The 25,425-nt window shown below is 74.3% G+C and carries 2 protein-coding genes and 1 pseudogene; all 3 read right to left on the reverse strand.

Annotation, left to right across the window (positions count from 1 at the left end; all coding sequences use genetic code 11):
• Positions 1-38: 38 nt before the first annotated feature.
• The gene (locus GA0074692_RS10590; protein ID WP_281198831.1) at positions 39-9,449 is read right to left on the reverse strand and encodes a type I polyketide synthase; all 9,411 of its coding nucleotides are present in this window, start codon (positions 9,447-9,449) and stop codon (positions 39-41) included.
• Entirely contained in the window at positions 9,422-14,161 is a 4,740-nt protein-coding gene (locus GA0074692_RS36465; RefSeq protein WP_281198832.1) for a type I polyketide synthase, read from the reverse strand. The genes GA0074692_RS10590 and GA0074692_RS36465 overlap by 28 nt, the downstream gene beginning before the upstream one ends.
• A 46-nt stretch (positions 14,162-14,207) precedes the next feature.
• Positions 14,208-25,408 (reverse strand): annotated as a pseudogene (locus GA0074692_RS36685) (type I polyketide synthase).
• Between the last annotated feature and the right edge of the window lie 17 nt (positions 25,409-25,425).

Consider the following 25,425-nt stretch of genomic DNA (forward strand, 5'->3'; position numbering starts at 1 on the left):
TCTCCCTGTGTTGACCCGTCGATCCAGCAGCGATCACGTCAGGACACCCCCAACTCCCGGTCGATGAAGTCGAAGACCTCGTCGGGGGTGGCGTCCTGGAGCTTCTCGGCGACGGTCTCCCCGCCACCACCCGCCGGGGCGTCGGCCTCGTGCAGGGTGGCCAGCATCGCCCGCAGCCGCTCGGTGATCCGAATTCGGGCGCTGCGGTCCGGTGCCGAGCCGGAGAGCGCCGCTTCCAACCTGTCCAGTTCACCGAAGACCGGCGCGACACCGACCACTCCCCCGTCCACGATCGCCGCCCGGATGTAGTCGGCGAGGGCGGTGGCGGTCGGGTAGTCGAAGACGACCGTGGCGGGTAGCCGGACGCCGCCCGCTGCGCCGAGCCGGTTACGCAGCTCCACTGCGGTCAGCGAGTCGAAGCCCAGCTCGCGGAAGGCGCGGTCGGGTCCGACGGCGTCCATCGAGGCATGCCCGAGCACGGCGGCGGCCTGGCCGCGTACCAGGTCCAGCAGGGTCTTGCGCCGCTCGGCGTCGGTCTGCCCGGCGAGGAGCGCGGTGAGGGACTGCGCGTCCGGGCCCGCCGCGTCCGCCTCCGCCGCCTGCTGCGCCTCGGCGACGCCGGAGAGCAGCGGGCTGCGCCGGACGGCGACGAACCCCGAGGCGTACCGGGCCCAGTCGATGCCGGCGACCAGGGTGACCGGCTCGCGGCCGGCGACGCACCCGGCCAGGACGGTGAGCGCGAGCCCGGTGTCCAGGCGGGTGATGCCGGTGCGGCGGCGGCGCTCCTCGACGGCCGGGTCGGTGGACGCCATCCCCCCGGCCGCCCAGGGTCCCCAGGCGATCGAGGTGGCCGGCAGGCCCTGCCGGTGCCGCTGCTCGGCCAGCGCGTCGAGGTACGCGTTGGCTGCGGCGTAGCTGCCCTGCCCGGCGGCTCCGAGCTGGCCCGCCATCGCCGAGAAGAGCACGAACGTACGCAGGTCCCGGGCGGCGGTCAGCTCGTGCAGGTGCAGCGCGCCGAGCACCTTGGGCCGCAGGACGGTGGCGAGCCGGTCGCCGGTGAGGCCGTCGAGCATGCCGTCGTCGAGGACGCCCGCGACGTGCACGACACCGGTCAGCGGCAGGTCGGCGGGAACCTGGTCGAGGAGCTTCGCCAGCGCCGCCCGGTCCGCCACGTCGCAGGCCGCGACGGTGACCCGGGTACCGGCGTCGGTGAGTTCCCGGACCAGGTCGTCGGTGCCGGGTGCGTCCGGTCCCCGGCGGCTGACCAGCAGCAGGTGCTCGGCCCCCCGGGCAGCCAGCCAGCGGGCCACCTGCGTGCCGATGGCCCCGGTGCCGCCGGTGATCAACGTCGTGCCCCCGTGGTCGGGGGCGTCGTCGGCGGCGGCGGGGGCACCGCCCGGCGCCCGGACCAGCCGGCGGACCAGGATGGTGGCCCCGTCGACGGCGATCTGGTCCTCGCCGTCGATCCCGGCGAGGGCGGCGCAGAGCAGGTCCCAGCCGTGGTCGTCGAGGGTGGCCGGTACGTCGACCACGCCGCCCCAGCGCTCGGGATGTTCCAGGGCGACGACCCGGCCGAGACCCCAGAGCAGCGCCTGCTCCGGCCGGTGCACCGTCCCGCCCCGCGTGGTGCCGGCGGCACCCCGGGTGACGCACCACAATGGTGCAGCCACGTCGAGGTCACCGAGGGCCTGGACCAGGGCGAGGGACCGGGCGAGGAACGGCGGCACCGGCTGGGTGTCGTCGACGGCGCCGTCGGCGAGGGCGAGCAGCGACAGCACCCCGTCGACCGGGACCGGTGTTCCGTCGGCGGCGCGAGTCGCGGCGGCCAGGTGCGCGGCGACGGCGCTGCGGTCGACGAGGGCCTCGGGGAGCAGCAGCAGGTGGACATCGGCGCCCCGGCGGGTCAGTTCGGCGACTGCCGCCTCTCCCTCGGCCGGGTGGCGTTCGTCGGCGACGACCCACCAGGCGCCGGGCAGGAAGCTGACCGGAGTGCTGGTGTACGGCTGCCAGACGCTCCGGTAGCGCAGGTCGTCCAGGGCGGACCGGTCGCGCTGCTGCCGCCGCCAGGAGGCGAGCACCGGCAGGGCCGCGCCGAGCCGTTCCAGGGAGTCGGCGGCGTCCTGGGCGGTGAGTTCGGCGAGCGCGGCGAGGTCCTCCCGCTCGACGGCTGCCCAGAAGGCGGAGTCGACGCCGCTCGGGGCCGCCTCGCCGCCCTCCTGGACGGCCCGGGTCGGCCAGTACCGGCTCCGGTCAAAGGCATAGGTGGGCAGGTCGATGGTCGTCGTCTCGGTGAGGATCCGCTTCAGGTCGACGGGCAGGCCGATCGTGTGGGCGGTGGCGAGGCTGGTCAACAACCGCGTGGGGTCGTCCTCACCCCGCCGCAACGTGCCCAGGACGTGTCCGCTGACACCCGCGTCGTCGAGAATCCCGGTCACCGGCATCGTCAACACCGGATGCGGGGAAATCTCCACGAACGTGCTGTGACCCGCCTCGACCGCCACCCGGACCGCCGGGTCGAACAACACCGTCTGCCGCAGGTTCTCATACCAGTAACCGGCACCCATCGACTCCGGCTCCACCCACGTCCCCGTCAACGTGGACACCAGCCGGACATGCCCCGCCCGGGGGGTGACATCGGCCAGGTCCGTGCGCAACCGTTCGGCGACCTCCTGCACCGCCGGAGAGTGCGACGCGTAGTCCACCGGAATGATCCGCGCCCGGATGCCGTCGGCCTGACACGCCGCGACAAGGTCCTCGACCGGCTGCGGCGGACCCGACACCACCACCGTCGACGGCCCGTTCACCGCCGCCACACCCACACCCGGGAACGCCGACAGCCGCTCCGCGACAGCCCCGGCGGACAGATCCACCGACGCCATCGCCCCCGTACCCCGCAACACCGCCAGAGCACGCGACCGCAACGCCACCGTCTTCGCCGCATCCTCCAAGCTCAGGATGCCCGCAACACAGGCGGCGCCGATCTCGCCCTGCGAGTGACCGATCACCACCGCCGGAGTGACACCGACGTGCTCCCAGACCGCAGCCAGGGCGACACCGACCGCCCACAGGACCGGCTGGACGACCTCCACCCGGTCGAGCCACGACTCGTCGTCACCCGTGAGCACCGACACCAGATCCACGTCCAGGAACGGCGCGAGGGCACGCTGACACTCCGCCAGCCGGGCATCGAACACCGGAACCTGGCCGACCAGACCAGCCGCCATCCCCGCTGACTGCGCACCCTGCCCCGGAAACACGAACACCGGACCCGCACCGTGACCCGACACGGCACCCGAGACGACGGTCCCCGCCGGAGCACCTGCCGCCACCGCGTCCAGACCCGCGAGAAGGTCCTCGACACCCGAACCGACGACCACCGCGCGCTGATCGAACGTCGACCGAGTGGACAGCAACGACCAGCCGACCACCGCCGGATCCACGTCCCCGTGCTCACGCACGTACCGGGCCAGCCTGGCGGCCTGACCGGTGAGGGCCGCCCCCGAACGGGCGGAGACCGGCCACACCGTCACGTCCGAGGCGATCAGTCCCGACACCGGCTCGGTGGCCACGACGGGCTCCTCGCCCACCGGCTCGTTGACCTGCTCGATGATCACGTGCGCGTTCGTGCCGGAGATGCCGAACGACGACACCGCCGCCCGGCGCGGCCGGCCCGTCTCCGGCCACGGCCGCGCCTGCGTCACCAACTCCACCGAGCCGGCCGACCAGTCGATGTGCGGCGACGGGGCGTCCACATGCAGGGTCGCCGGGACGACGCCCTCCTGCATGGCCAGCACCATCTTGATAATCCCGGCAACGCCGGCGGCGGCCTGCGTGTGCCCGATGTTCGACTTGACCGAGCCGAGCAGCAGCGGCTCGTCGCGGTCCTGGCCGTAGGTGGCGAGCAGCGCCTGCGCCTCGATCGGATCGCCCAGGGTCGTACCCGTGCCGTGCGCCTCCACCACGTCCACGTCCGCCGCCGACAACCGGGCCGACGCGAGGGCCTGCCGGATCACCCGCTGCTGCGACGGACCATTCGGGGCGGTCAGACCATTCGACGCACCATCCTGGTTGACGGCCGACCCACGCACCACGGCGAGCACCCGGTGACCGTTACGGCGAGCATCGGAAAGCCGCTCCACCAACAACACACCAACACCCTCACCCCAACCAGTACCATCAGCCGCCGCGGCGAACGCCTTACACCGCCCATCCGCGGCCAGACCACGCTGCCGGGAGAACTCGACGAACAGCCCGGGGGTGGCCATGATCGTCACACCGCCGGCCAGAGCCAGGTCGCACTCGCCCCGCCGCAGCGCCTGCACCGCAAGATGCAACGCCACCAACGACGACGAACACGCCGTGTCCACCGACACCGCCGGCCCCTCCAACCCCAACGCGTACGCCACCCGACCCGACACCACACTCGCCGCGTTCCCCGTCCCCGCGAACCCCTCCACCTCATCCCCGGACACCATCAACAGGGCCCCATAGTCCTGACCATTCGTCCCCACGAACACCCCTGTTCGCGAACCCCGCAACCCCCCCGGATCAACCCCTGCCCGCTCCACCACCTCCCACGACGCCTCCAACAACAACCGCTGCTGCGGATCCATCGCCACCGCCTCACGCGGCGAGATCCCAAAGAAACCCGCATCGAACGACGCCGCCTCGTACAGGAAGGCCCCGGTGCGGACGTAGGAGGTGCCGGCGGAATAGGGGTCGGGGTCGTACAGACGGTCGATGTCCCAGCCCCGGTCACCGGGCAGGTCGGACACGGCGTCCCGGCCGGCGTGCAGTAGTTCCCAGAACCGTTCGGGGTCGTTGGCCCCGCCGGGGAACCGGCAGGACACGGCGACGATGGCGACCGGTTCGTCGTCGTCGAGGGTCACGGTGGTGGTCTCGGCGACCGCCGCCGCCCCACCGCCCAGCTCCTGGTACAGGTGCCGGGCGAGCACGGTCGCGGTCGGGTAGTCGAAGACCAGGGTGACCGGTAGCCGCAGCCCGGTGGCGGTGGCGAGCCGGTTACGCAACTCCACTGCGGTCACCGAGTCGAAACCGAGGTCCCGGAACGCGTGGTGCGGGTCGACGGCGTGGCCGCCGTCGTACTTCAGGACGGCGGCGGCCTGGTCGCGGACCAGGTCCAGCAGTGCCTGCTGGCGCTCGGCGGCGCTCATCCGGGTGAACGCGGTGGCCGGGTCGTGCTCGTCGGCTTCGGCGACCTCGGCGAGTCCCTTGGTGGCCTTGAGTTGCTGGGCCTCGGGGATCTCGGCGATCAGCGGACCGGGGCGGGTGGCGGTGAACGCGACGTAGAACCGGTCCCAGGCGATGTGGGAGATGGTCAGGAACGTCTCGTCGTGCTCGACGGCCTGGTGCAGCGCGGCGACTGCGAGCCGGGGATGCATCTCCGGTGCGCCGTGGCGGTGCAGCATCTGCCCGAACTCGCCCTCGGCCATGCCGCCGCCGCCCCAGGCGCCCCAGCCGATCGAGGTGGCCGGCAGGCCGAGGCCGCGCCGGTGCTCGGCGAGGGCGTTGAGGTACGCGTTGCCGGGGGCGTAGTTGCCGACACCGGAGCTGCCGACAGTGCCGGCCATCGAGGAGAACAGGACGAACGCGTCGAGGTCGTGGGCGCGGGTCAGGTCGTGCAGGTTGACCGCGGCGGTGACCTTGGCGCCCAGCGCGAAGTCGACCTGGTCGAGGGTGAGCGCGCTGATCACCGAGTCGTCGAGGACGGCGGCGGTATGTACGACGGCGGTCAGCGGGTGCTCGGCGGGCAGGTCGGCGATCACGGCGGCGAGCGCGTCCCGGTCGGCAGCGTCGCAGGCGGCCACCGTGACCCGGGCGCCGAGACCGGTCAGCTCCGCCTCCAGCTCGGCGATACCGTCGGCCTGCCGGCCGCGCCGGCTGAGCAGCACCAGGTGGGACGCGCCGTTGGCGGCCAGCCAACGGGCCATGTGCCCGCCGAGCGCGCCGGTGCCGCCGGTGACCAGGGCGGTGCCGGAGGGCCGCCAGGTGCGGACGGCGGGGGTGTCGTCGAGCGGGGCGCGCAGCAGCCGGCGGCCGAACGTCCCGGCGGCGCGCAGCGCCACCTGGTCCTCCCCGTCGGTGCCGGCAAGGACGGCGGCGAGGCGTCGGCCGGCGGTGTCGTCCAGGGCCCCGGGCAGGTCGACGAGGCCGCCCCAGCGGTCCGGGTGTTCCAGGGCGGCGACCCGACCGAAACCCCAGGTGAGGTGCTGGCCGGGATGCGGCAACGGGTCGGCGGAGTCGGTGGAGACGGCACCCCGGGTCAGTGCCCAGATCGGGGCGCGCACCCCGGCGTCGCCGAGTGCCTGGGTGAGGGTGACGGTGCCGGCGAAGCCGACCGGCACATGCCGGTGGGTTGGTACGGGGGTCTCGTCGAGGGCGAGCAGGGAGACGACGCCGATGGCCGGGTGGGTGATGGCGAGGTCACGCAGCCGGGCCGCGAGGGCGTCCCGGTCCGTCCGCTCGGTGTCCAGGGCGAGGGGTACGACGGTGGCGCCGTGCCGTTCCAGCGCGTCCCGGGCGAACGCGACCTGCCCGGCGCCGGTGTCGTCCGGGCCGGTGACCAGCCACCACGTACCGGTCAGGGCTGGCGCGGCGACGCTGTCGCCGACGACGGGCAGCCAGGCGTCGCGATACCGCCAGGAGTCGATGGTGGCCTGGTCGCGGTGTCGGCGTCGCCAGGCGGCGAGGACGGGCAGCAGGTCGGCGACGGCCGCCTCGGGCACCTCGGCGGTGTCGGCGAGTTCGGCGGTGAGCGCGGTGAGGTCCTCGGCCTCGACGGCGGCCCAGAAGCGGGCGTCCACCTCGTCGTGCTCGCCGGGTCCGCTGGCGACGACGGCTGGAGCGGCGGCGGGCTGCGGCCAGTAGAGCTGCCGTTGGAAGGGGTAGGTGGGCAGGTCACGGCGGTGGACGGGCTGGCCGGCGAAGGCCGGCCGCCAGTCGACGGCCGTACCGCCGGTGTGGACCTCGGCGACGGCCCGATGGAACCGGTCGAGGCCGCCCTCGGCGCGGCGCAGCGTCCCGGTGACGGTGACCGCACCCGGGTCGGCGGCGGCCAGTTCGACGCTCTCCTGCACGGCCATGGTGAGCACCGGGTGGGCGCTGACCTCGATGAAGGTGTGGTACCCGGCGGTGGTGAGGCTACGGACGGCGTGGTCGAAGCGGACGGTCTGCCGCAGGTTGCGGTACCAGTAGTCGGCGTCGAGACCGACGGTGTCGAGCCAGTCGCCGTCCACGGTGGACCAGAAGCGGATCTCGCTGGTGCGGGGGCGCAGCCCGGCGAGCAGTTCCCGGAGCTGGTCGCGCAGCGGCTCGACGTGGGCGGAGTGGGAGGCGTAGTCGACGGGGATTCGACGGACCCGCACGTCGCGGCACTCGTAGTGGGCGACGAGTTCGTCGAGGGCGGCGGCGTCGCCGGAGACGACGACGGCGGTGGGGCCGTTGACGGCGGCGAGGGCGAGCCGGCCGTCCCACCGCTCGATCGTCGCGGTGGCCTCGTCGGCGGTGGTGGCGACGGAGACCATGCCGCCGTCCCCGGCGATGCCCCGGATGATCCGGCTGCGCAGGGCGACCACGGCCGCCGCGTCGTCGAGGGTGAGCGCGCCGGCGACGTACGCGGCGGCGATCTCGCCCTGGGAGTGGCCGATGACGGCTGCCGGACGGACGCCGTACGACTGCCAGAGCGCGGCGAGGGAGACGCCGACGGCGAACAGGGCGGGCTGGACCACGTCGACCCGGTCCAGGGAGGGGGCGTCGGGTGCCCCGCGCACCACGTCGGCCAGGGACCAGTCGACGTACGGGCGCAGTGCCTCGGCACAGGTGGCGAACGTGTCGGCGAAGACGGGCGCGGTGTCGAGCAGCTCGGCGGCCATGCCGACCCACTGGGAGCCCTGACCGGGGAAGACGAACGCCACCTCGCCGGGCGTACCCGCGGCCCGGGTGACGGTCTCCGGGGTGGGCCGACTGTCGGCGAGCCCGTCCAGCGCGGCGGCCAGGCCGTCCCGGTCGGCGGCGAAGACGACGGCCCGGTGGTCGTGGGCGGCCCGGGTGGCGACCAGGGACCAGCCGACGGCGGGCAGTACGGCGTCGGCGACGGTGTCGAGGTGGGCGCGCAGGTCGCGGGCGCGGGCGGCGAGAGCGGCGGGGGTACGCCCGGAGAGCACCCAGGGCAGTTCCCCGGCCGGCCCCTCGGCGGCCGGTGCGGCGGGTTCCTCGTCGACGACCTGTTCGAGGATGGTGTGGACGTTGGTGCCGCTGATGCCGAAGGAGGAGACTCCGGCACGGCGGAGGCCGTCGACGGGCTCCCACGGGCGGGCCTCGGTGAGCAGCGCGACGTTCCCGGCCGACCAGTCGACGTGCGGGGTGGGCTCGTCGACGTGCAGGCTGGGCGGCAGCGTCCCGTGGCGCATCGCCATGACCATCTTGATCACGCCCGCGACGCCGGCGGCGGCCTGGGTGTGGCCGATGTTCGACTTGATCGACCCGAGCCAGAGCGGCTGGTCGGCCGCGCGGTCCTGCCCGTACGTGGCAAGCAGCGCCTGCGCCTCGATCGGGTCGCCGAGGGTGGTGCCGGTGCCGTGCGCCTCCACGGCGTCGACCTGCCCGGGGGTGAGCCGGGCGTTGGCCAGGGCCTGCCGGATGACCCGCTGCTGGGCGGGGCCGTTGGGGGCGGTGAGCCCGTTGGACGCTCCGTCCTGGTTGACCGCGCTGCCCCGCACGACGGCGAGGACGGGGTTCCCGTCGCGGCGGGCGTCGGAGAGCCGTTGGAGCACCAGCAGGCCGACGCCCTCACCCCAGCCGGTGCCGTCGGCGGCCCCGGCGAACGGCTTGCACCGGCCGTCGATGGCGAGGCCCCGCTGGCGGGAGAAACCGACGAAGATGCCGGGGGTGGCCATCACGGTGGCCCCACCGGCCAGGGCCAGGTCACATTCGCCGGCCTGGAGGGCCTGCGCGGCGAGGTGCAGGGCGACCAGCGACGAGGAGCAGGCCGTGTCGACGGTGACCGCCGGGCCGTGCAGCCCGAACGAGTACGCCAACCGGCCGGAGATGACGCTGGCGGAGGTGCCGGTGGCGAGGTAGTTCTCGTCGACGTCCCCGGCGGCCATCAGCAGGGAGCCGTAGTCCTGGCCGTTGGTGCCGACGTACACGCCGGTGCGGCTGCCCCGCAGGGCGGTCGGGTCGATCCGGACCCGCTCGAACGCCTCCCAGGTGGCCTCGAGCAGCAGCCGCTGCTGCGGATCCATGGCAAGGGCCTCGCGAGGGCTGATGCCGAAGAACGCCGGGTCGAACTCGCCGGCCCCGGCGACGAAACCACCCTCCCGGACGTAGCTGGTGCCGAGGTGCTCCGGATCGGGGTGGTACAGCTCGGCGACGTTCCAGCCACGCTCGGCGGGCATCAACGTCATCGCGTCGGTGCCGTTGACGACCATGTCCCACAGCTGTTCCGGCGAGGACACCCCCCGGGGAAGCGGCAGCTCATCGCGACGATGGCGATGGGCTCGCGGTGCAGTCCGCTGCCGGCGGCGACGACCTCCCCGGTGGTCTGACCGACGGTGAGGCCGTGCAGGTGGACGGCGAGTTCGGCGACGGTGGGGTGGTCGAAGACGAGAGTGGCGGGCAGGGGCATGCCCGTCTCGGCGGTCAGCCGGTTGCGCAGCTCGACGGCGGTGAGCGAGTCGAAGCCGAGGTCGCGGAAGGTGCGGTCGGGCAGCGGCTGCCCGGCCGGGTAGCCGAGGACCACGGCAGCCTGGGTGCGGACCAGGTCGGCGAGCTGCGGCAGGGACCGCCCGACGACGGTGGCGCGGACCGGGGTGGCGGAGACGGCGGGCACCCCGGGCAGGGCGGCGATCAACGGCGTCGGTCGACCCCAGGACGCGGCGAGGCGCCCCCAGTCGACGTCGGCGACGACGACGGCGGGTTCGGCGGCGTTGACCAGCCGGCCGAGCGCGGTGACCGCCTGGTCGGCGGGCATCGGGGTGATGCCGCCCCGGGTGAGACGGGCGGTCAGGGCGGCGGTGGCGGTGGCCATGCCGTCCTCCGCCCACGCACCCCAGGCGAGGGCGGTGGCGGGCAGACCCTGGCCGCGTCGCCACGCCGCGAACGCGTCGAGGTATGCGTTGGCCGCCGCGTAGTTGCCCTGGCCCGCGCTGCCGACCACACCGGCGAGCGAGGAGAAGAGTACGAACGCGTCGAGGTCCCGGCCGGCGGTGGCGTCGTGCAGCACCCGGGCGGCGCGGACCTTGCCGTCGAGGACGACCTGCATGCGGGCGTGGTCGAGGCCGTCGAGGACGCCGTCGTCGACGACTCCGGCGGTGTGCACGACGGCGGTCAGCGCCGGCAGCCCGGCGACCAGGGCGGTGACCGAATCAGCATCGGCCACGTCACAGGCCACCAGCCGGACGATTCCCTGGCCGTTCAGTTCATCCACCAGCTCCGCCGCGCCCGGGGCGTCGGGGCCACGCCGGGAGACGAGCACCACCTCGGCGGCACCGTTGGCCAACAACCAACGAGCCACCCGACGACCCAACGCACCGGTACCACCGGTGACCAGCACCGTTCCCGACGGCCGCCACCCCGACCCCACCGACGACACGGCCGGCACCAGACGACGACCGAAGACACCGTGCGAGCGAATCGCCACCTGGTCGTGCCCGGCGTCGGCCAGGACGGCGAGCAACGCCTCCCCGGTGTTCCGGTCGGCGCGAGCCGGCAGGTCGACCAGCCCGCCCCAGCGGTCCGGCTGTTCCAGGGCGACCACCCGGCCGAGCCCCCAGGCCACCGCCGACGACGGGTCGGCGATGCTCTCGCCGCCGCCGACCGAGACCGCGCCCCGGGTGAGGCACCACAACCGGCCGGACTGACCGGTGTCGGCGAGCGCCTGGGCGAGGGTGAGCAGCAGCGCCGTTCCGGCGGGTACGGCGAGGGCGTCCGGCAGCGGCTCGTCGCGTTCGGGCAACGCGCAGAGCACGCCGGTCCAGCCCTGCTCACCGTACTGCCGCAGCGCCTCGGCCAGGTCGTCCCGTCGGGTGCCCGCCGGCACCTCGAGGGTGTCCACCCGCGCACCCGCGCCGGTCAGGACCGCGGCCAGGTCGGCGGTGCCGGTGTCGGTGGTGACGACGAGCCAGCGGCCGGTCAGGGCCGCTACGGGGGCGGGACGGACGGGCTCCCAGTCGATCCGGTACGACCAACCGTCCAGCGTGACGTCGCGCAGCCGGGCACGTCGCCACGACGACAGGACCGGTACGGCCGGGGCGAGAGCCTCGACAGCTGCCGGGTCGTCCTGCACGGCGAGGTGGGACGCCACCCCGGTCAGGTCACCGCGTTCCACGGCGGCCCAGAAGCCGCCCTCGGTGTCGTCGGCGGGGGCAGCCTGGGCGGCGACGACACCGGCCTCGGGCCAGTACCGCTGGTGCTGGAAGGCGTACGTGGGCAGGTCCACCCGCCGGGCGCCGGTGTCGGCGAACCACGGTCCCCAGGTGACGGGGACACCATGGACGTGCAACTCACCGAGAGCGGCGAGCAGGGCGGCGGCCTCGGGTCGGTCCCGACGCTGCGCCGCCACGGCCAGCACGCCGTCGTCGCCGGGGAGGGTGTCGGCGGTCATCGCGGTCAGGACGCTCTGCGGGCCGATCTCCAGGAACGTGTCCACCCCGGCGGCGCGCAGCGCGGTCACCCCGTCGGCGTACCGGACCGCCCCCCGAACGTGCCGCACCCAGTACTCGGGCGTACGGATCTCGTCGGCGTCGGCGAGCGCGCCGGTCAGGTTCGACACCACGGGCAGCATCGGCGCGGTGAAGGTCAGCTTCTGCGCCACCGCCCGGAACTTCGCCAGCATCGGTTCCATCAGCGGGCTGTGGAACGCGTGGCTGACGGCGAGCCGGCGGGTGCGCACGCCCCGGTCCCGCCAGAGGCGCTCGATCTCGTCCAGCGTCGCGGTGTCGCCGGAGACCACGACGGAGGTCGGGCCGTTGACCGCGGCGACGTCGACCCGGTCGGTGCGTCCGTCCAGGGTCGACCGGACGTCCGCCTCCGTTGCGTTGACGGCGAGCATGCCGCCACCGGTCGGCAGTGCCTGCATCAACCGGCCACGCACGGCGACCAGCGCACACGCGTGCTCCAGGGAAAGCACACCGGCCACGTGCGCGGCGACGATCTCGCCGACCGAGTGACCGCCCACGACGTCCGGCACGATTCCGAACGACTCGATGAGGCGGAACAGCGCCACCTCCACGGCGAACAGGCCGGCCTGGGTGAACACGGTCTGGTCGAGCAGGTCCGCCCCCGGCGTGCCCGCCTTGGCGAAGAGCACCGTCTTCAGCGGCTGCGGCAGTGCCCGGTCCAGGTGGGCACACGCCTCGTCCAGGGCGGCGGCGAAGACCGGGAAGGTCGCGTACAGCTCCCGACCCATGCCGACACGTTGCGCGCCCTGACCGGAGAAGAGGACCGCGAGCTGGTTGCGAGGGGTGCCCGGGCCGGCGAAGACGTTCCCGGCCGGCGCACCGGCGGCGAGGGCGCGCAGCCCCGCGAGCAGGTCGTCACGGCCACTGGCGGTCACGACCGCCCGCCGGTCGAGCACGGCCCGGGACGTCGCCGACGCGAAGCCGACGTCCAGGGGGGTCAGGTCGGCGTCCACGTCGAGCCAGGCCGCCCAACGACCGGCCTGGGCGGCGAGCGCGGCCTGCGACCGGGCGGAGAGCAGCACCGGGGCGACCGGGCGGACGGCGGTCGGGCCCGCCTCGGGCTCGTCGGCCTCCGGGGTCGGGGCCTGCTCGATGACGGTGTGCGCGTTGGTCCCGGAGACACCGAACGACGACACCGCCGCCCGGCGCGGCCGGTCCGCCGCCGGCCAGGGCGTGGCCTGGGTGACCAGCTCGACCGCACCGGCGTCCCAGTCGATGTGCGGGGACGGCGCGTCGACGTGCAGGGTGGGCGGGACGACTCCGTGCCGGATCGCCTGCACCATCTTGATCACCCCGGCGACGCCGGCGGCGGCCTGGGTGTGGCCGATGTTCGACTTGACCGAGCCGAGCAGCAGCGGCGCGGCGTCGCCGCGTTCCTGGCCGTAGGTGGCGAGCAGCGCCTGTGCCTCGATCGGGTCGCCGAGGGTGGTGCCGGTGCCGTGCGCCTCGACCACGTCGACCTGGTCGGGGGTGAGCCGGGCGTTGGCGAGGGCCTGCCGGATGACGCGCACCTGGGAGGGGCCGTGCGGCGCGCTGAGGCCGTTGGACGCGCCGTCCTGGTTGACCGCGCTGCCCCGGACCACGGCGAGGACCGGGTACCCGTGGCGTTGGGCGTCGGAGAGGCGGGCGAGCAGCAGCATGCCGATCCCCTCCGACCAGGAGGTGCCGTCGGCGGCGGCGGCGAACGCCTTGCACCGGCCGTCGACGGCCAGCCCGCGCTGCCGGGAGAAGCCGACGAAGACCGCCGGGGTGGGCATGACCGTCACGCCACCAGCGAGGGCCAGCTCGCAGTCGCCGTTGCGCAGGGCCTGCGCGGCGAGGTGGATGGCGACCAGGGACGACGAGCAGGCGGTGTCCACGGTGACCGCCGGCCCCTCCAGGCCGAGGGTGTACGCGACCCGGCCGGAGATGACACTGGTGGCGTTGCCGGTGAGCAGGTGCCCCTCGCCGTTCTCGGCCTGGGCCATGATGCCGTCGTAGCCGTGCGACGCCGCGCCGACGAACACCCCGGTACGGCTGCCCCGCACCGCCGGCAGCGGCACGCCGGCCCGCTCGAATGCCTCCCAGGACGTCTCCAGCAGCAGCCGCTGCTGCGGGTCCATCGCGACGGCCTCACGGGGTGAGATGCCGAACAGGTCGGCGTCGAAGGCCGCGGCGTCGTAGACGAAGCCGCCCTCGCGGACGTAGCTGGTGCCCGGGTTGTCCGGGTCGGGGTGGAACAGCCGGTCAAGGTCCCAGCCCCGGTCGGCGGGGAACGGGCCGATGCCGTCCCCGCCCTCGTGGACGAGCCGCCACAGCGCCTCGGGGCTGTCCACCCCGCCCGGGTAGCGGCAGCTCATCGCCACGATGGCGATCGGCTCGGCGTCCCGGGCCTCCAGCTCGCGCAGCCGCCGCCGGGTGCGCCGCAGCTCCGAGGTCGTACGCTTCAGGTACTCGACGTACTTCTCGTCCTCGTTGCTCACCGTGGACCCACCTCACTCGGCATGCCGTGGTCGTTGCGGCTGGCGGTCACGACGTCTCCAGCTCGCGGTCGATCAGGTCGAAGATGTTCTCGGCGGTGGCCGACTCGAGGTCGTCGTCGCCGTCCGCGTCCGACTGCAGCTCGGTCAGTCGGCCCAGCAGGCCGTGCAGCCGGTCGGTGATCCGCCGGAACGCGTCGTCGGTCGGGTCGAGGCCGGCGAGCGCCGCCTCCAGCCGGTCGAGGTCCCGCCCGACCGCCACCGACCGGTCCGCCGGTTCGGCCGGGCCGAACTGACCGGCCAGGTGCGTGGCGAGCGCGGTCGGGGTGGGGTTGTCGAAGACCAGCGTCGCCGGCAGCCGCAGTCCGGTGGACGCGCCGAGCCGGTTGCGGAGCTCGACCGCGGTGAGCGAGTCGAAGCCGAGTTCCCGGAAGGCCCGGGTCGGATCGACCGTCGACGGGTCGCCGTGGCCGAGGACGACGGCCACGTGCGACAGCACCAGGTCGCGCAGGGCACGTACCCGCTTGTCCTCGGAGAGGCCGCGGATCATCTCGGCGTACGCCTGCCGGTCCGTGGTCTCGCCGACGGCGGTCCGGCGGCCGGCGGCGCGGACCAGGCCGGCCAGCAGCGGGTGGACCGGCGCACCGGGCGCGGCCACCCCGGTGCTGATCTTCGCGGGCAGCAGCACCGCCCGCTCCGACCGCCAGGCGGCGTCGAACAGGGCCAGGGCCTCGTCGTTGGACAGGGCGGCCATGCCACCCCGGTCGAGCCGCCGGATGTCGGCGGCGTCGAGGTGCCCGGTCATGCCGCTGGCCTGCGCCCACCGGCCCCACGCGAGGGAGACCGCCGGCAGCCCGAGGGCCCGCCGGTGTTCGGCGAGGGCGTCGAGGAACGCGTTGCCGGCGGCGTAGTTGCCCTGCCCCGGCCCGCCGAACACACCAGCGGCGGCGGAGAAGAGCACGAACGCCGTCAGCTCGCGGTCGAGCGTGGCGCGGTGCAGGTTCCAGGCCGCGTCGACCTTTGGCCGCAGCACCGCGTCGAGCCGGTCGGGGGTGAGAGACTCGACGGTGCCGTCGTCGAGGACACCGGCGGCGTGCACGACGGCCCGCAGCGGGTGTCGTCGGTCCACCATGGACAGCACGTCGGCGACGGCCTCCGGGTCGGCCAGGTCCGCGGCGACGATCGACACGTCCGCGCCGAGCGCCTTGAGGTCGCCCAGCAGCACGTCGGCGCCCTCGGCGTCCGGGCCGCGTCGGCTGACCAGAAGGAGCTGCCGGGCGTCGTGCGCGGTGACCAGGTGCCGGCAGAGCAGTGCGCCGAGGGTGCCGGTGGCACCGGTGACCAGCACGGTGCCGTCGAGCCGGGGCACCTGCGGGATGCTCAGGGCGAGCTTGCCGACGTGTCGGGCCTGGCTGAGGAAGCGGAACGCCTCGGGGGCACGCCGGACGTCCCAGTCGCGCCGGGGCAGCGGTCGCAGCGCGCCGGTGGCGAAGAGCGGCATCAGCTCGGCGAGCATCCCGCCGATCCTGTCCTGGCCGGCCTCGATGAGGTCGAAGACCTGGTAGCTGACGCCGGGGTGGTCGGCGGCGACCCGCTGCGGGTCCCGCTTGTCGGTCTTGCCCATCTCGACGAACCGACCGCCGGGGGCCAGCAGCCGCAGCGAGGCGTCGACGAACTCCCCGCTGAGCGCGTTGAGCACCACGTCGACGCCGCGCCCGCCGGTGCGGTCGCGGAACTCGTCGACGAAGTCGAGGGTGCGGGAGGAGGCGATGCGGGCGTCGTCGAAGCCGTTGGCGCACAGCGCCGGCCACTTGCCGGGGCTGGCGGTGCCGTAGACCTCGGCGCCGAGGTGGCGGGCGATCTGCACGGCGGCCATGCCGACCCCACCGGCCGCCGCGTGCACCAGCACGGACTCACCGGCACCCAGCCGGGCCAGCTCGACCAGGCCGTACCAGGCGGTGAGGAAGACCACGGGCACGGCGGCGGCCTCCGCGTAGGACCAGCCGTCGGGAATGCGGGTGACCAGTCGGTGGTCGGTGACCGCGATCGAGGAGAACGAGCCGGAGAAGAGGCCCATCACCCGGTCGCCGGGCGCCACGTCGGTGACCCCGGGCCCCACGTCGAGCACCACGCCGGCACCCTCGTTGCCCAGCACCTCCTGGTCGGGAACCATGCCGAGGGTCAACACCACGTCCCGGAAGTTCAGGCCGGAAGCGCGCATCGCCACCCGGATCTGGCCCGCCGGCAGCGTCCCGGTGACCTCCGGGCAGGGCAGCAGGGCCAGGTTTTCCAGGGTGCCCTTCTCGGTGACGTCAAGCCGCCACGGCACGTCGTCGCCGGGCAGCGGCAGCACCCCGGCGTCGCGGGCCCGGACCAGCCGGGGGGCCAGCACCGCGCCGTCGCGGACCGCGAGCTGCGGCTCACCGGAGGCGACGGCCGCCGGGACGGCCGCGCGAGAGACGGCGGAGGCATCGGTGTCGAGCAGCGTGAAACGGCCGGGGTGCTCGGACTGCGCCGACCGGACCAGCCCCCACAGGGCGGCCCGGGCCAGGTCGCGGGGTGCCTCGCCGGGGGCCACGCCGACCGCACCGACGGTGTGCAGGACCAGTCGGGACCGCTCCAGCCGGGCCTCGGCGAGCCATGCCTGCACCAGCGCGAGGGCGTCCCGGGCCGCGTCGTGCGCGGCCTCGCCGGCCCGCGCCGGGTCGACGTCGGCCCGCTGCTCCACCACCACGTCCGGTACGTCGCCGGAGCGCTCGATGTCGGTGACCAGCGCCGCCAGGTCGGCGTGGACGGTCACGGGTTGCCCAGCGGCGGTCAGCGCGTCGGCGAGCCCGAGGGTGTCCGTACCGAGCAGCGCCCAGCGGACGGTGTCGGGTGACGCTTCGGGTGACGCCAGCGGCGTCCAGTCCAGGTGGAACAGCGAGGTACGGCGCAGGGCGGCGGCCTCGTCGGTCCGCCCGGCGGCGACCGGACGGAAGGTCAGCGACTCCACGGTGGCGACCGGCTGCCCGGCGGTGTCGGTGAGGATGACCGCGACCGTGTCGGGGCCGAGCGGGCGCAGCCGCACCCGCAGTCGGGTGGCCCCGTGCGCGTGCAACCCGACGGAGCGGAACGCGAACGGCATCCAGCCGGTTCCGGCGGTGTCACCGTCGCCCAGCAGGGCGGTGACCCCGCTGGCCTGGAGCGCCGCGTCGAAGAGGGCGGGATGCAGGCCGAACCGGGACGCGTCGGCGGCTACCTCGTCGGGCAGGGCCACCTCGGCGTACACCTCGTCGGCACCGCGCCACACCCGGCGCAGTCCTTGGAAGGCGGGGCCGTAGTCGAGGCCACCGCCGGACATCCGCGCGTACCAGGCGTCCAGGTCGATGTCGACCTCGACGGCGTCGGCCGGCGGCCACTCCCCTGCCACGACGGGTGGGGCGGGCAGCTGCGGCAGCAGCAGACCCTCGGCGTGCCGCGTCCACTCGGCGTCGCCGTCGTCCTCGGGCCGAGAGTGCACGGTGACGGCCCGCTCGCCGGTACCTCCGGCCGCGCCGACCCGTACCTGCACCTGCACGGCACCGGCCGGCGCGAGCACCAGCGGGCTGATCAGCGTGAGGTCGCCGATCTGTCCGGCGTCGACCTCGTCGCCGGCCCGGACCACCATGTCGACGAGGGCTGTGCCAGGGACGATCATCGCCCCGCCGACGGCATGGTCGGCGAGCCACGGGTGGGTACGCACGGACAGCCGGCCGGTGAGCACCACCGTCTGGTCGTCGGCGACCGGGATCGCGGCGCTGAGCAGCGGGTGTCCGGCGTCCTGGAGACCGGCGGAGCCGACGTCGCGGACCCGGTGCGCGGGCGGCACCAGCCAGTACCGGTTCCGGTCGAAGGCGTAGGTGGGCAGGGAGACCGTCTCGGTCTCGGTGAGGGTCCGCTTCAGGTCGACGGGCAGGCCGATCGTGTACGCGGTGGCGAGGCTGGTCAACAGCCGCGTCGGATCGTCCTCACCGCGCCGCAACGTCCCCAGGGAGTGCCCGGTGACACCCACGTCGTCGAGGATCGCGGCGACCGGCATCGTCAACACCGGATGCGGAGAGATCTCCACGAACGTGCTGTGACCCGCCTCGACCGCCACCCGGACCGCCGGGTCGAACAACACCGTCTGCCGCAGGTTCTCGTACCAGTAGCCGGCGCCCATGCTTTCCGGCTCCACCCACTGCCCGGTCAGCGTGGAGACGAGACGGAGGTGACCCTGCTGGGGTCGGATGTCGGCCAGATCCGTGCGCAACTGCTCGGCGACCTCCTGCACCGCCGACGAATGCGACGCGTAGTCCACCGGAATCAACCGCGCCCGGATGCCGTCGGCCTGACACGCCGCGACAAGATCCTCGACCGGCTGCGGCGGACCCGACACCACCACCGTCGACGGCCCGTTCACCGCCGCCACACCCACACCCGGGAACGCCGACAGCCGCTCCGCGACAGCCCCGGCGGACAGATCCACCGACGCCATCGCCCCCGTACCCCGCAACACCGCCAAAGCACGCGACCGCAACGCCACCGTCTTCGCCGCATCCTCCAAGCTCAGGATGCCCGCAACACAGGCCGCGCCGATCTCACCCTGCGAGTGACCGATCACCACCGCCGGGCTGACACCGACGTGCTCCCAGACCGCAGCCAGGGCGACACCGACCGCCCACAGGACCGGCTGGACGACCTCCACCCGGTCGAGCCACGACTCGTCGTCACCCGTGAGCACCGACACCAGATCCACGTCCAGGAACGGCGCGAGGGCACGCTGACATTCGGCGAGCTTCGCGTCGAACACCGGAACCCGACCCACCAGACCCGACGCCATCCCCGCCGACTGCGCGCCCTGACCCGGAAACACGAACACCGGACCCGCAGACGAACTGCTGGCAGTGCCGGCCACCACGTTCCCCGCCGGCAGACCGGCAGCGATCGCGTCCAAGCCGGACAGCAGATCCTCGACGCGCGAGCCCACGACGGCGGCCCGCTGGTCGAAGACGGTACGGGTGGTCGCCAGGGACCAGCCGACCACCGCCGAATCCACGTTTCCGTGCTCACGCACGTACCGGGCCAGCCGGGCGGCCTGGTTGACCAGCGCGGTCTTCGACCGGGCCGACAGCGGCCAGACGGTCGTGTCCGAGGCCGCCAGGCCGGTGGCACCGGACAGGTCACGGGGGTCGGCGAACTCCTCAGCCTGCTCGACGATCACGTGCGCGTTGGTGCCGGACATGCCGAACGACGACACCGCCGCCCGGCGCGGCCGGCCCGTCTCCGGCCACGGCTGCGCCTCGGTGACGAGGGCGACCGCTCCGGCGGTCCAGTCGATGTGCGGGGACGGGGCGTCCACGTGCAGGGTCGCCGGCACGAGACCGTGCCGCATCGCCTGCACCATCTTGATCACACCGGCGACACCCGAAGCGGCCTGGGTGTGCCCGATGTTCGACTTGACCGAGCCGAGCAGCAGTGGCCGTTCGGCCGGCCGGTCCTGGCCGTAGGTGGCGAGCAGCGCCTGCGCCTCGATCGGATCGCCCAGGGTCGTACCCGTGCCGTGCGCCTCCACCACGTCCACGTCGGCGGAAGTCAGCCGCGCGTTGGCGAGCGCGGCACGGATCACCCGCTGCTGCGAGGGACCATTCGGGGCGGTCAGACCATTCGACGCACCATCCTGGTTGACCGCGCTCCCCCGCACGACCGCCAGGACCCGGTGACCGTTACGGCGAGCATCGGAAAGCCGCTCCACCAACAACACACCAACACCCTCACCCCAACCAGTACCATCAGCCGCCGCGGCGAACGCCTTACACCGGCCGTCCGCGGCCAGACCACGCTGCCGGGAGAACTCGACGAAGGTGCCGGGGGTGGCCATCACCAGGACGCCGCCGGCGAGGGCCAGGTCGCACTCGCCCCGCCGCAGCGCCTGCACCGCAAGATGCAACGCCACCAACGACGACGAACACGCCGTGTCCACCGACACCGCCGGCCCCTCCAACCCCAACGCGTACGCCACCCGACCCGACACCACACTCGCCGCGTTCCCCGTCCCCGCGAACCCCTCCACCTCATCCCCGGACACCATCAACAGGGCCCCATAGTCCTGACCATTCGTCCCCACGAACACCCCTGTTCGCGAACCCCGCAACCCCCCGGATCAACCCCTGCCCGCTCCACCACCTCCCACGACGCCTCCAACAACAACCGCTGCTGCGGATCCATCGCCACCGCCTCACGCGGCGAGATCCCAAAGAAACCCGCATCGAACGACGCCGCCTCGGGCAGGAATCCGCCCTTGTCGGCGTAGGAGGTGCCGGGCTTCTCGGGGTCGGGGTCGAAGAGCCGGTCGAGGTCCCAGCCCCGGTCGGTGGGGAAGTCACCGATGGCGTCGACACCCTCGGCGACGAGCCGCCACAACTGGTCGGGGTCGTCGATCCCGCCGGGGTAGCGACAGGCCATACCGACGATGGCGACGGGGTCGTCGGCGTCCGCGACGGGGACCACGGCGGCCGGTACGGGCTCGTCACCGGCACCGAGCAGACCGGTGAGCAGGAAGCGGGCCAGGACGACCGGGTTGGGGTGGTCGAAGACCAGGGTGGTGGGCAGCGCCTTCCCGGTGACGGCGACGAGCCGGTTGCGCAGTTCCACGGCGGTCAGCGAGTCGAAGCCGAGGTCCCGGAACGCGGTGCCGACCGGGATCGCGGCGGCACCGCCGTCGTGGCCGAGGACGTCGGCGGCCAGCTCGCGGACGAGGTCCGCGACGGTCTCCTCCCGCCGGGCCCCCGTGAGCCCGGCCAGCCGGCGGCGCAGGTCCGCCGCAGGTCCGTCGTCGCCGTCGTCGACGGGTGTGCCGCCGTCGAGGGCGGCTTTCGCCTCGGGTACGCCCTCGAGCAGCGGTCGCCGCCGGGCGGAGGCGTACGCGGGGGCGAAGCGGGCCCAGTCGACGTCGGCGACGGTGAGGGTGACGTCGTCGTGGTCGAGGGCCTGCCGCAGGGCGCTCATGGCGACGGTGGGGTCCATCGCGGGCACGCCACGGCGGCGTAGCTGCTGGTCGGACTCCGCGCCGTGCATGCCGCCGTCGGCCCAGGGTCCCCAGGCGACGGCGGTGCCGGCCCGGCCGTCGGCGCGGCGCTGCTGCACCAGTGCGTCGAGGTAGGCGTTGCCGGCGGCGTATCCGGCCTGGCCGGCACTGCCCCAGGTGGCGGCGATGGACGAGTAGACGACGAAGGCGTCCAGCTCGCGGTCAGCGAGCAGTTCGTGCAGGTGGGTCGCACCGGCGGTCTTCCCGGCGGTCACCTCGGCCAGTTCGACGGGGGTGACCGCCATCAACGGGGTGGTCTGGGCGGTGCCAGCGGCGTGCACGACGACGCGGACCGGCGGGCCGTCGGCCTCGATCCGGCGGATCAGGGCGGCGACGGCGTCCCGGTCGGCGACGTCGCAGGCGGCGACGGTGACCCGGGCGCCGAGACCGGTCAGTTCCGCCTCCAGGTCGGCGGCGCCGGGGGCGGTGGGGCCGCGCCGGCTGACCAGCACGACGTGGTCGGCCCCGGCCGCGGCGAGCCAGCGGGCGGCGCGGGCGCCGAGCCCGCCGGTGCCGCCGGTGACCAGGGCGGTGCCGGTGGGGGCGAAGCGGCGTACCGGGGGGCGGTCGCCGAGTCCGGCTCGGACGAGGCGGCGGGCGAAGATGCCGGAGCCGCGGACCGCGAGCTGGTCTTCGCCGGTGGCGCCGGTGAGGATGGCGGCGAGCCGGGAGGCGGCGCGGGCGTCGGATTGGGTCGGCAGGTCGACGAGGCCGCCCCAGCGGTGCGGGGCCTCCACGCTGACCACCCGGCCGAGGCCCCAGACCGCGTGCTGGGCGGGATCGGCGAGCCGGTCGTAGGTGGCGGCGGCGACCGCGCCTCGGGTGACCAGCCAGAGCGGGACGATGCTGTCGGCGTCGCCGAGGGCCTGGGTGAGGGTGAGGGTGGCGGCGAGGCCGGGCAGGACGGTGACGTCGGTGGCCGGCGGTTCCCAGGCGAGCAGGGAGACCACCCCGGCGAAGGCAGCTGCGGTCCCGGCGAAGGCGCCGGCGAGGGCCGTCCGGTCGGTGTCGGGGGCGACCGGCAGCGGCACCACGTCGGCGCCGGCGTCGGCGAGGGCGGTGTGTACGGCCTGTACGGCCGGGTCGTCGCCGAGGTCGGCGGGGACGGCGAGCAGCCACCGGCCGGTCAGCCGGCCGGGGGTGGGTTCGGCGGCGACCTGCCAGTCGTCCCGGTACCGCCAACCGTCGAGCCGGGAGTGCTCCTGCCGCTGCCGCCGCCAGTCGGCGAGGACGGGCAGCAGGGTGCGCAGCGACTCGGCGGCGGCCTGGTCGTCGACGGCGAGGGTGGCGCGCAGCGCGTCGAGGTCGCCGCGTTCGACGGCCTCCCAGAAGCGGCGGTCGAGCAGGCCCGTCGCCGTGGTGGTCGCCGGTTCGGCGGGGGCCTCGGCGGGCACCCAGTAGTGCTGCCGCTCGAACGGGTAGGTGGGCAGGTCGACGAGGCGGCCGGCGACGAGGTCGGTCCAGCCGACGGTGGTGCCGGCGACGTGCAGCCGGGCGAGCGCGCCGAGCAGGGCCCGGCGTTCGGGGCGGTCCCGGCGCAGCAGCGGCACCACCGCGGCCGGAGCGACGTCGGCGGCGGTCTCGACGGTGGCGAGGGTCTCCTCGGTGGCGGCGGCGAGGACGGCGTCCGGGCCGATCTCGACGAAGGTGCCGGCCCCGTGGGCACGCAGGGCGCGGACGCCGTCGGCGAAGCGGACGGCGTCCCGGAGGTGGCGCACCCAGTAGTTCGGGGTGCGGATCTCGGTGGGGTCGGCCAGCCCACCGGTCAGGTTGGACACCAGGGGCAGGGTGGGGGCATGCAGGTCGAGGCCGGCGACGACGGCGGCGAAGTCGGCGAGCGCAGGCTCCATGAGCGGGCTGTGGAAGGCGTGGCTGACCCGGAGCCGGCGGACCTTCACCCCGTCTCCGGTCCACCGGTCTGCCAGCTCGTCGATGGTGGCCGCGTCGCCGGAGACGACGACGGAGGCGGGGCCGTTGACGGCGGCGATCCCGACCCGGTCCGTACGGCCGACGAGGGCTTCGGCCACCTCGTCCTCGCGGGCGGCGACGGCGAGCATGGCCCCGCCTGCGGGGAGGACCTGCATGAGCCGCCCTCGGGCGGCGACCAGGGCGCAGGCGTCCTCGAGGGTGAGCACACCGGCCACGTGGGCGGCGGTGACCTCGCCGATGGAGTGCCCGGCGACGAGGTCGGGCGCGATGCCCCAGGAGCCGAGCAGCCGGTGCAGGGCGACCTCGACGGCGAAGAGACCGGCCTGGGTGAAGACGGTCTGGTCCAGCAGGGCCGCGTCGTCGGAGCCGGCCTGGGCGAACAGCACCTCCTTAAGCGGCCGGGGCAGCCGGGGGTCGAGGTGCGCACAGACCTCGTCGAGGGCCTGCGCGAAGACGGGGTACGCCTCGGCGAGTTCCCGGCCCATACCGGCGCGCTGGGCGCCCTGCCCGGAGTACAGGAACGCGACCGCTCCCCGGTCGGCGGCAGCCCCGGTGAACAGGCCGGGGGCGGGCCGGTCGTCGGCGAGGGCGGTCAGGGCGGTCAGCAGGGTGTCCCGGTCGTCGGCGAGGACGACGGCGCGGTGTTCGAGGGACGACCGGGATACCGCGGAGGTCCAGGCGACGTCGGCCGGATGCAGGTCGGCGTCGGCGGCGACCCGCCCGTGCCAACGTTCGGCCTGACGGCGCAGCGCGGCGCGGGTACGGCCGGTGAGCAGCACCGGGCCCGGTACGGGAAGGGCCGGCCGGTCGGCCCTGTCAGGGGCCGGATCGGGCTGTTCGAGGATGAGGTGGGTGTTGGTGCCGCTCATGCCGAACGAGGAGACGGCGGCGCGGCGGGGCCGGTCGACGGCCGGCCACGGGGTCGGCGCGGTGACCAGGGTGACCGCGCCGGCCGCCCAGTCGACGTGCGGGGTGGGCTCGTCCACGTGCAGGGTGGCGGGCACCGTGCCGTGCCGCATAGCCATGACCATCTTGATGATGCCGGCGATGCCGGCGGCGGCCTGGCTGTGGCCGATGTTCGACTTGACCGAGCCGAGCAGCAGCGGCGCGGCGTCGCCCCGTTCCTGGCCGTACGTGGCGAGCAGCGCCTGTGCCTCGATCGGGTCGCCGAGGGTGGTGCCGGTGCCGTGCGCCTCGACCACGTCGACCAGGTCGGGGGTGAGCTTCGCGCTGGCCAGCGCCTGCCGGATGACCCGTTGCTGGGCGGGGCCGTTCGGGGCGGTGAGCCCGTTGGACGCGCCGTCCTGGTTCACCGCGGAGCTGCGGATGATCCCGAGGACGGGGTGGCCGTTGCGGCGGGCGTCGCTGAGGCGTTCCAGCAGCAGCATGCCGACGCCCTCGGACCAGCCGGTGCCGTCGGCAGCGGCGGCGAACGCCTTGCACCGGCCGTCCGCGGCCAGCCCGCGCTGCCGGGAGAACTCGACGAACGGGCCGGGGGTGGCCAGCACGGTGGCACCGCCGGCCAGGGCGAGTCCGCACTCGCGCTGGCGCAGCGCCTGACAGGCCAGGTGCAGGGCGACCGACGAGGAGGAGCAGGCGGTGTCCACGGTGACCGTTGGCCCCTCCAGCCCGAAGGTGTAGGCGAGCCGGCCGGAGACGACGCTGGCGGCGGTGCCGGTGAGCACGTACCCCTCGACGCCGGGGGCACGGTGCAGCACGGCGGCGTAGTCCTGGCCGGAGGTGCCGACGAAGACGCCGGAGCGGCTGCCGCGCAGGGAGAGCGGGGCGATGCCGGCACGCTCGAACAGTTCCCAGGTGACCTCCAGCAGCAGCCGCTGCTGCGGGTCCATGGCCAGGGCCTCGCGCGGGGAGATGCCGAACAGGGCGGCGTCGAACCGCCCGGCGTCGTACAGGAACCCACCGGAGGTGGTGTACGAGGTGCCGGGGTTGTCGGGGTCGGGGTGGTGCAGCCGGTCGAGGTCCCAGCCCCGGTCGGTGGGGAACTCGCCGATGGCGTCCCCGCCGGCCGAGACGAACGACCACAGGTCCTCCGGCGAGGCGATGCCACCCGGGTAGCGGCAACTCATCGCCACGATGGCCACCGGCTCGGATTCCTCGGCGGTGACCTCGCGCAGCCGTTGGCGGGTCTGGTGCAGCTCGGCGATGACCCGCGTCAGGTACTCGCGCAGCCTCTCTTCGTCCGCCATGGTCGATCTCGCTCCCTCGTTCTCCACCGGTACGTGACGCGTGA

It is taken from the genome of Micromonospora pallida (assembly GCF_900090325.1).
Lineage (GTDB): Bacteria > Actinomycetota > Actinomycetes > Mycobacteriales > Micromonosporaceae > Micromonospora > Micromonospora pallida.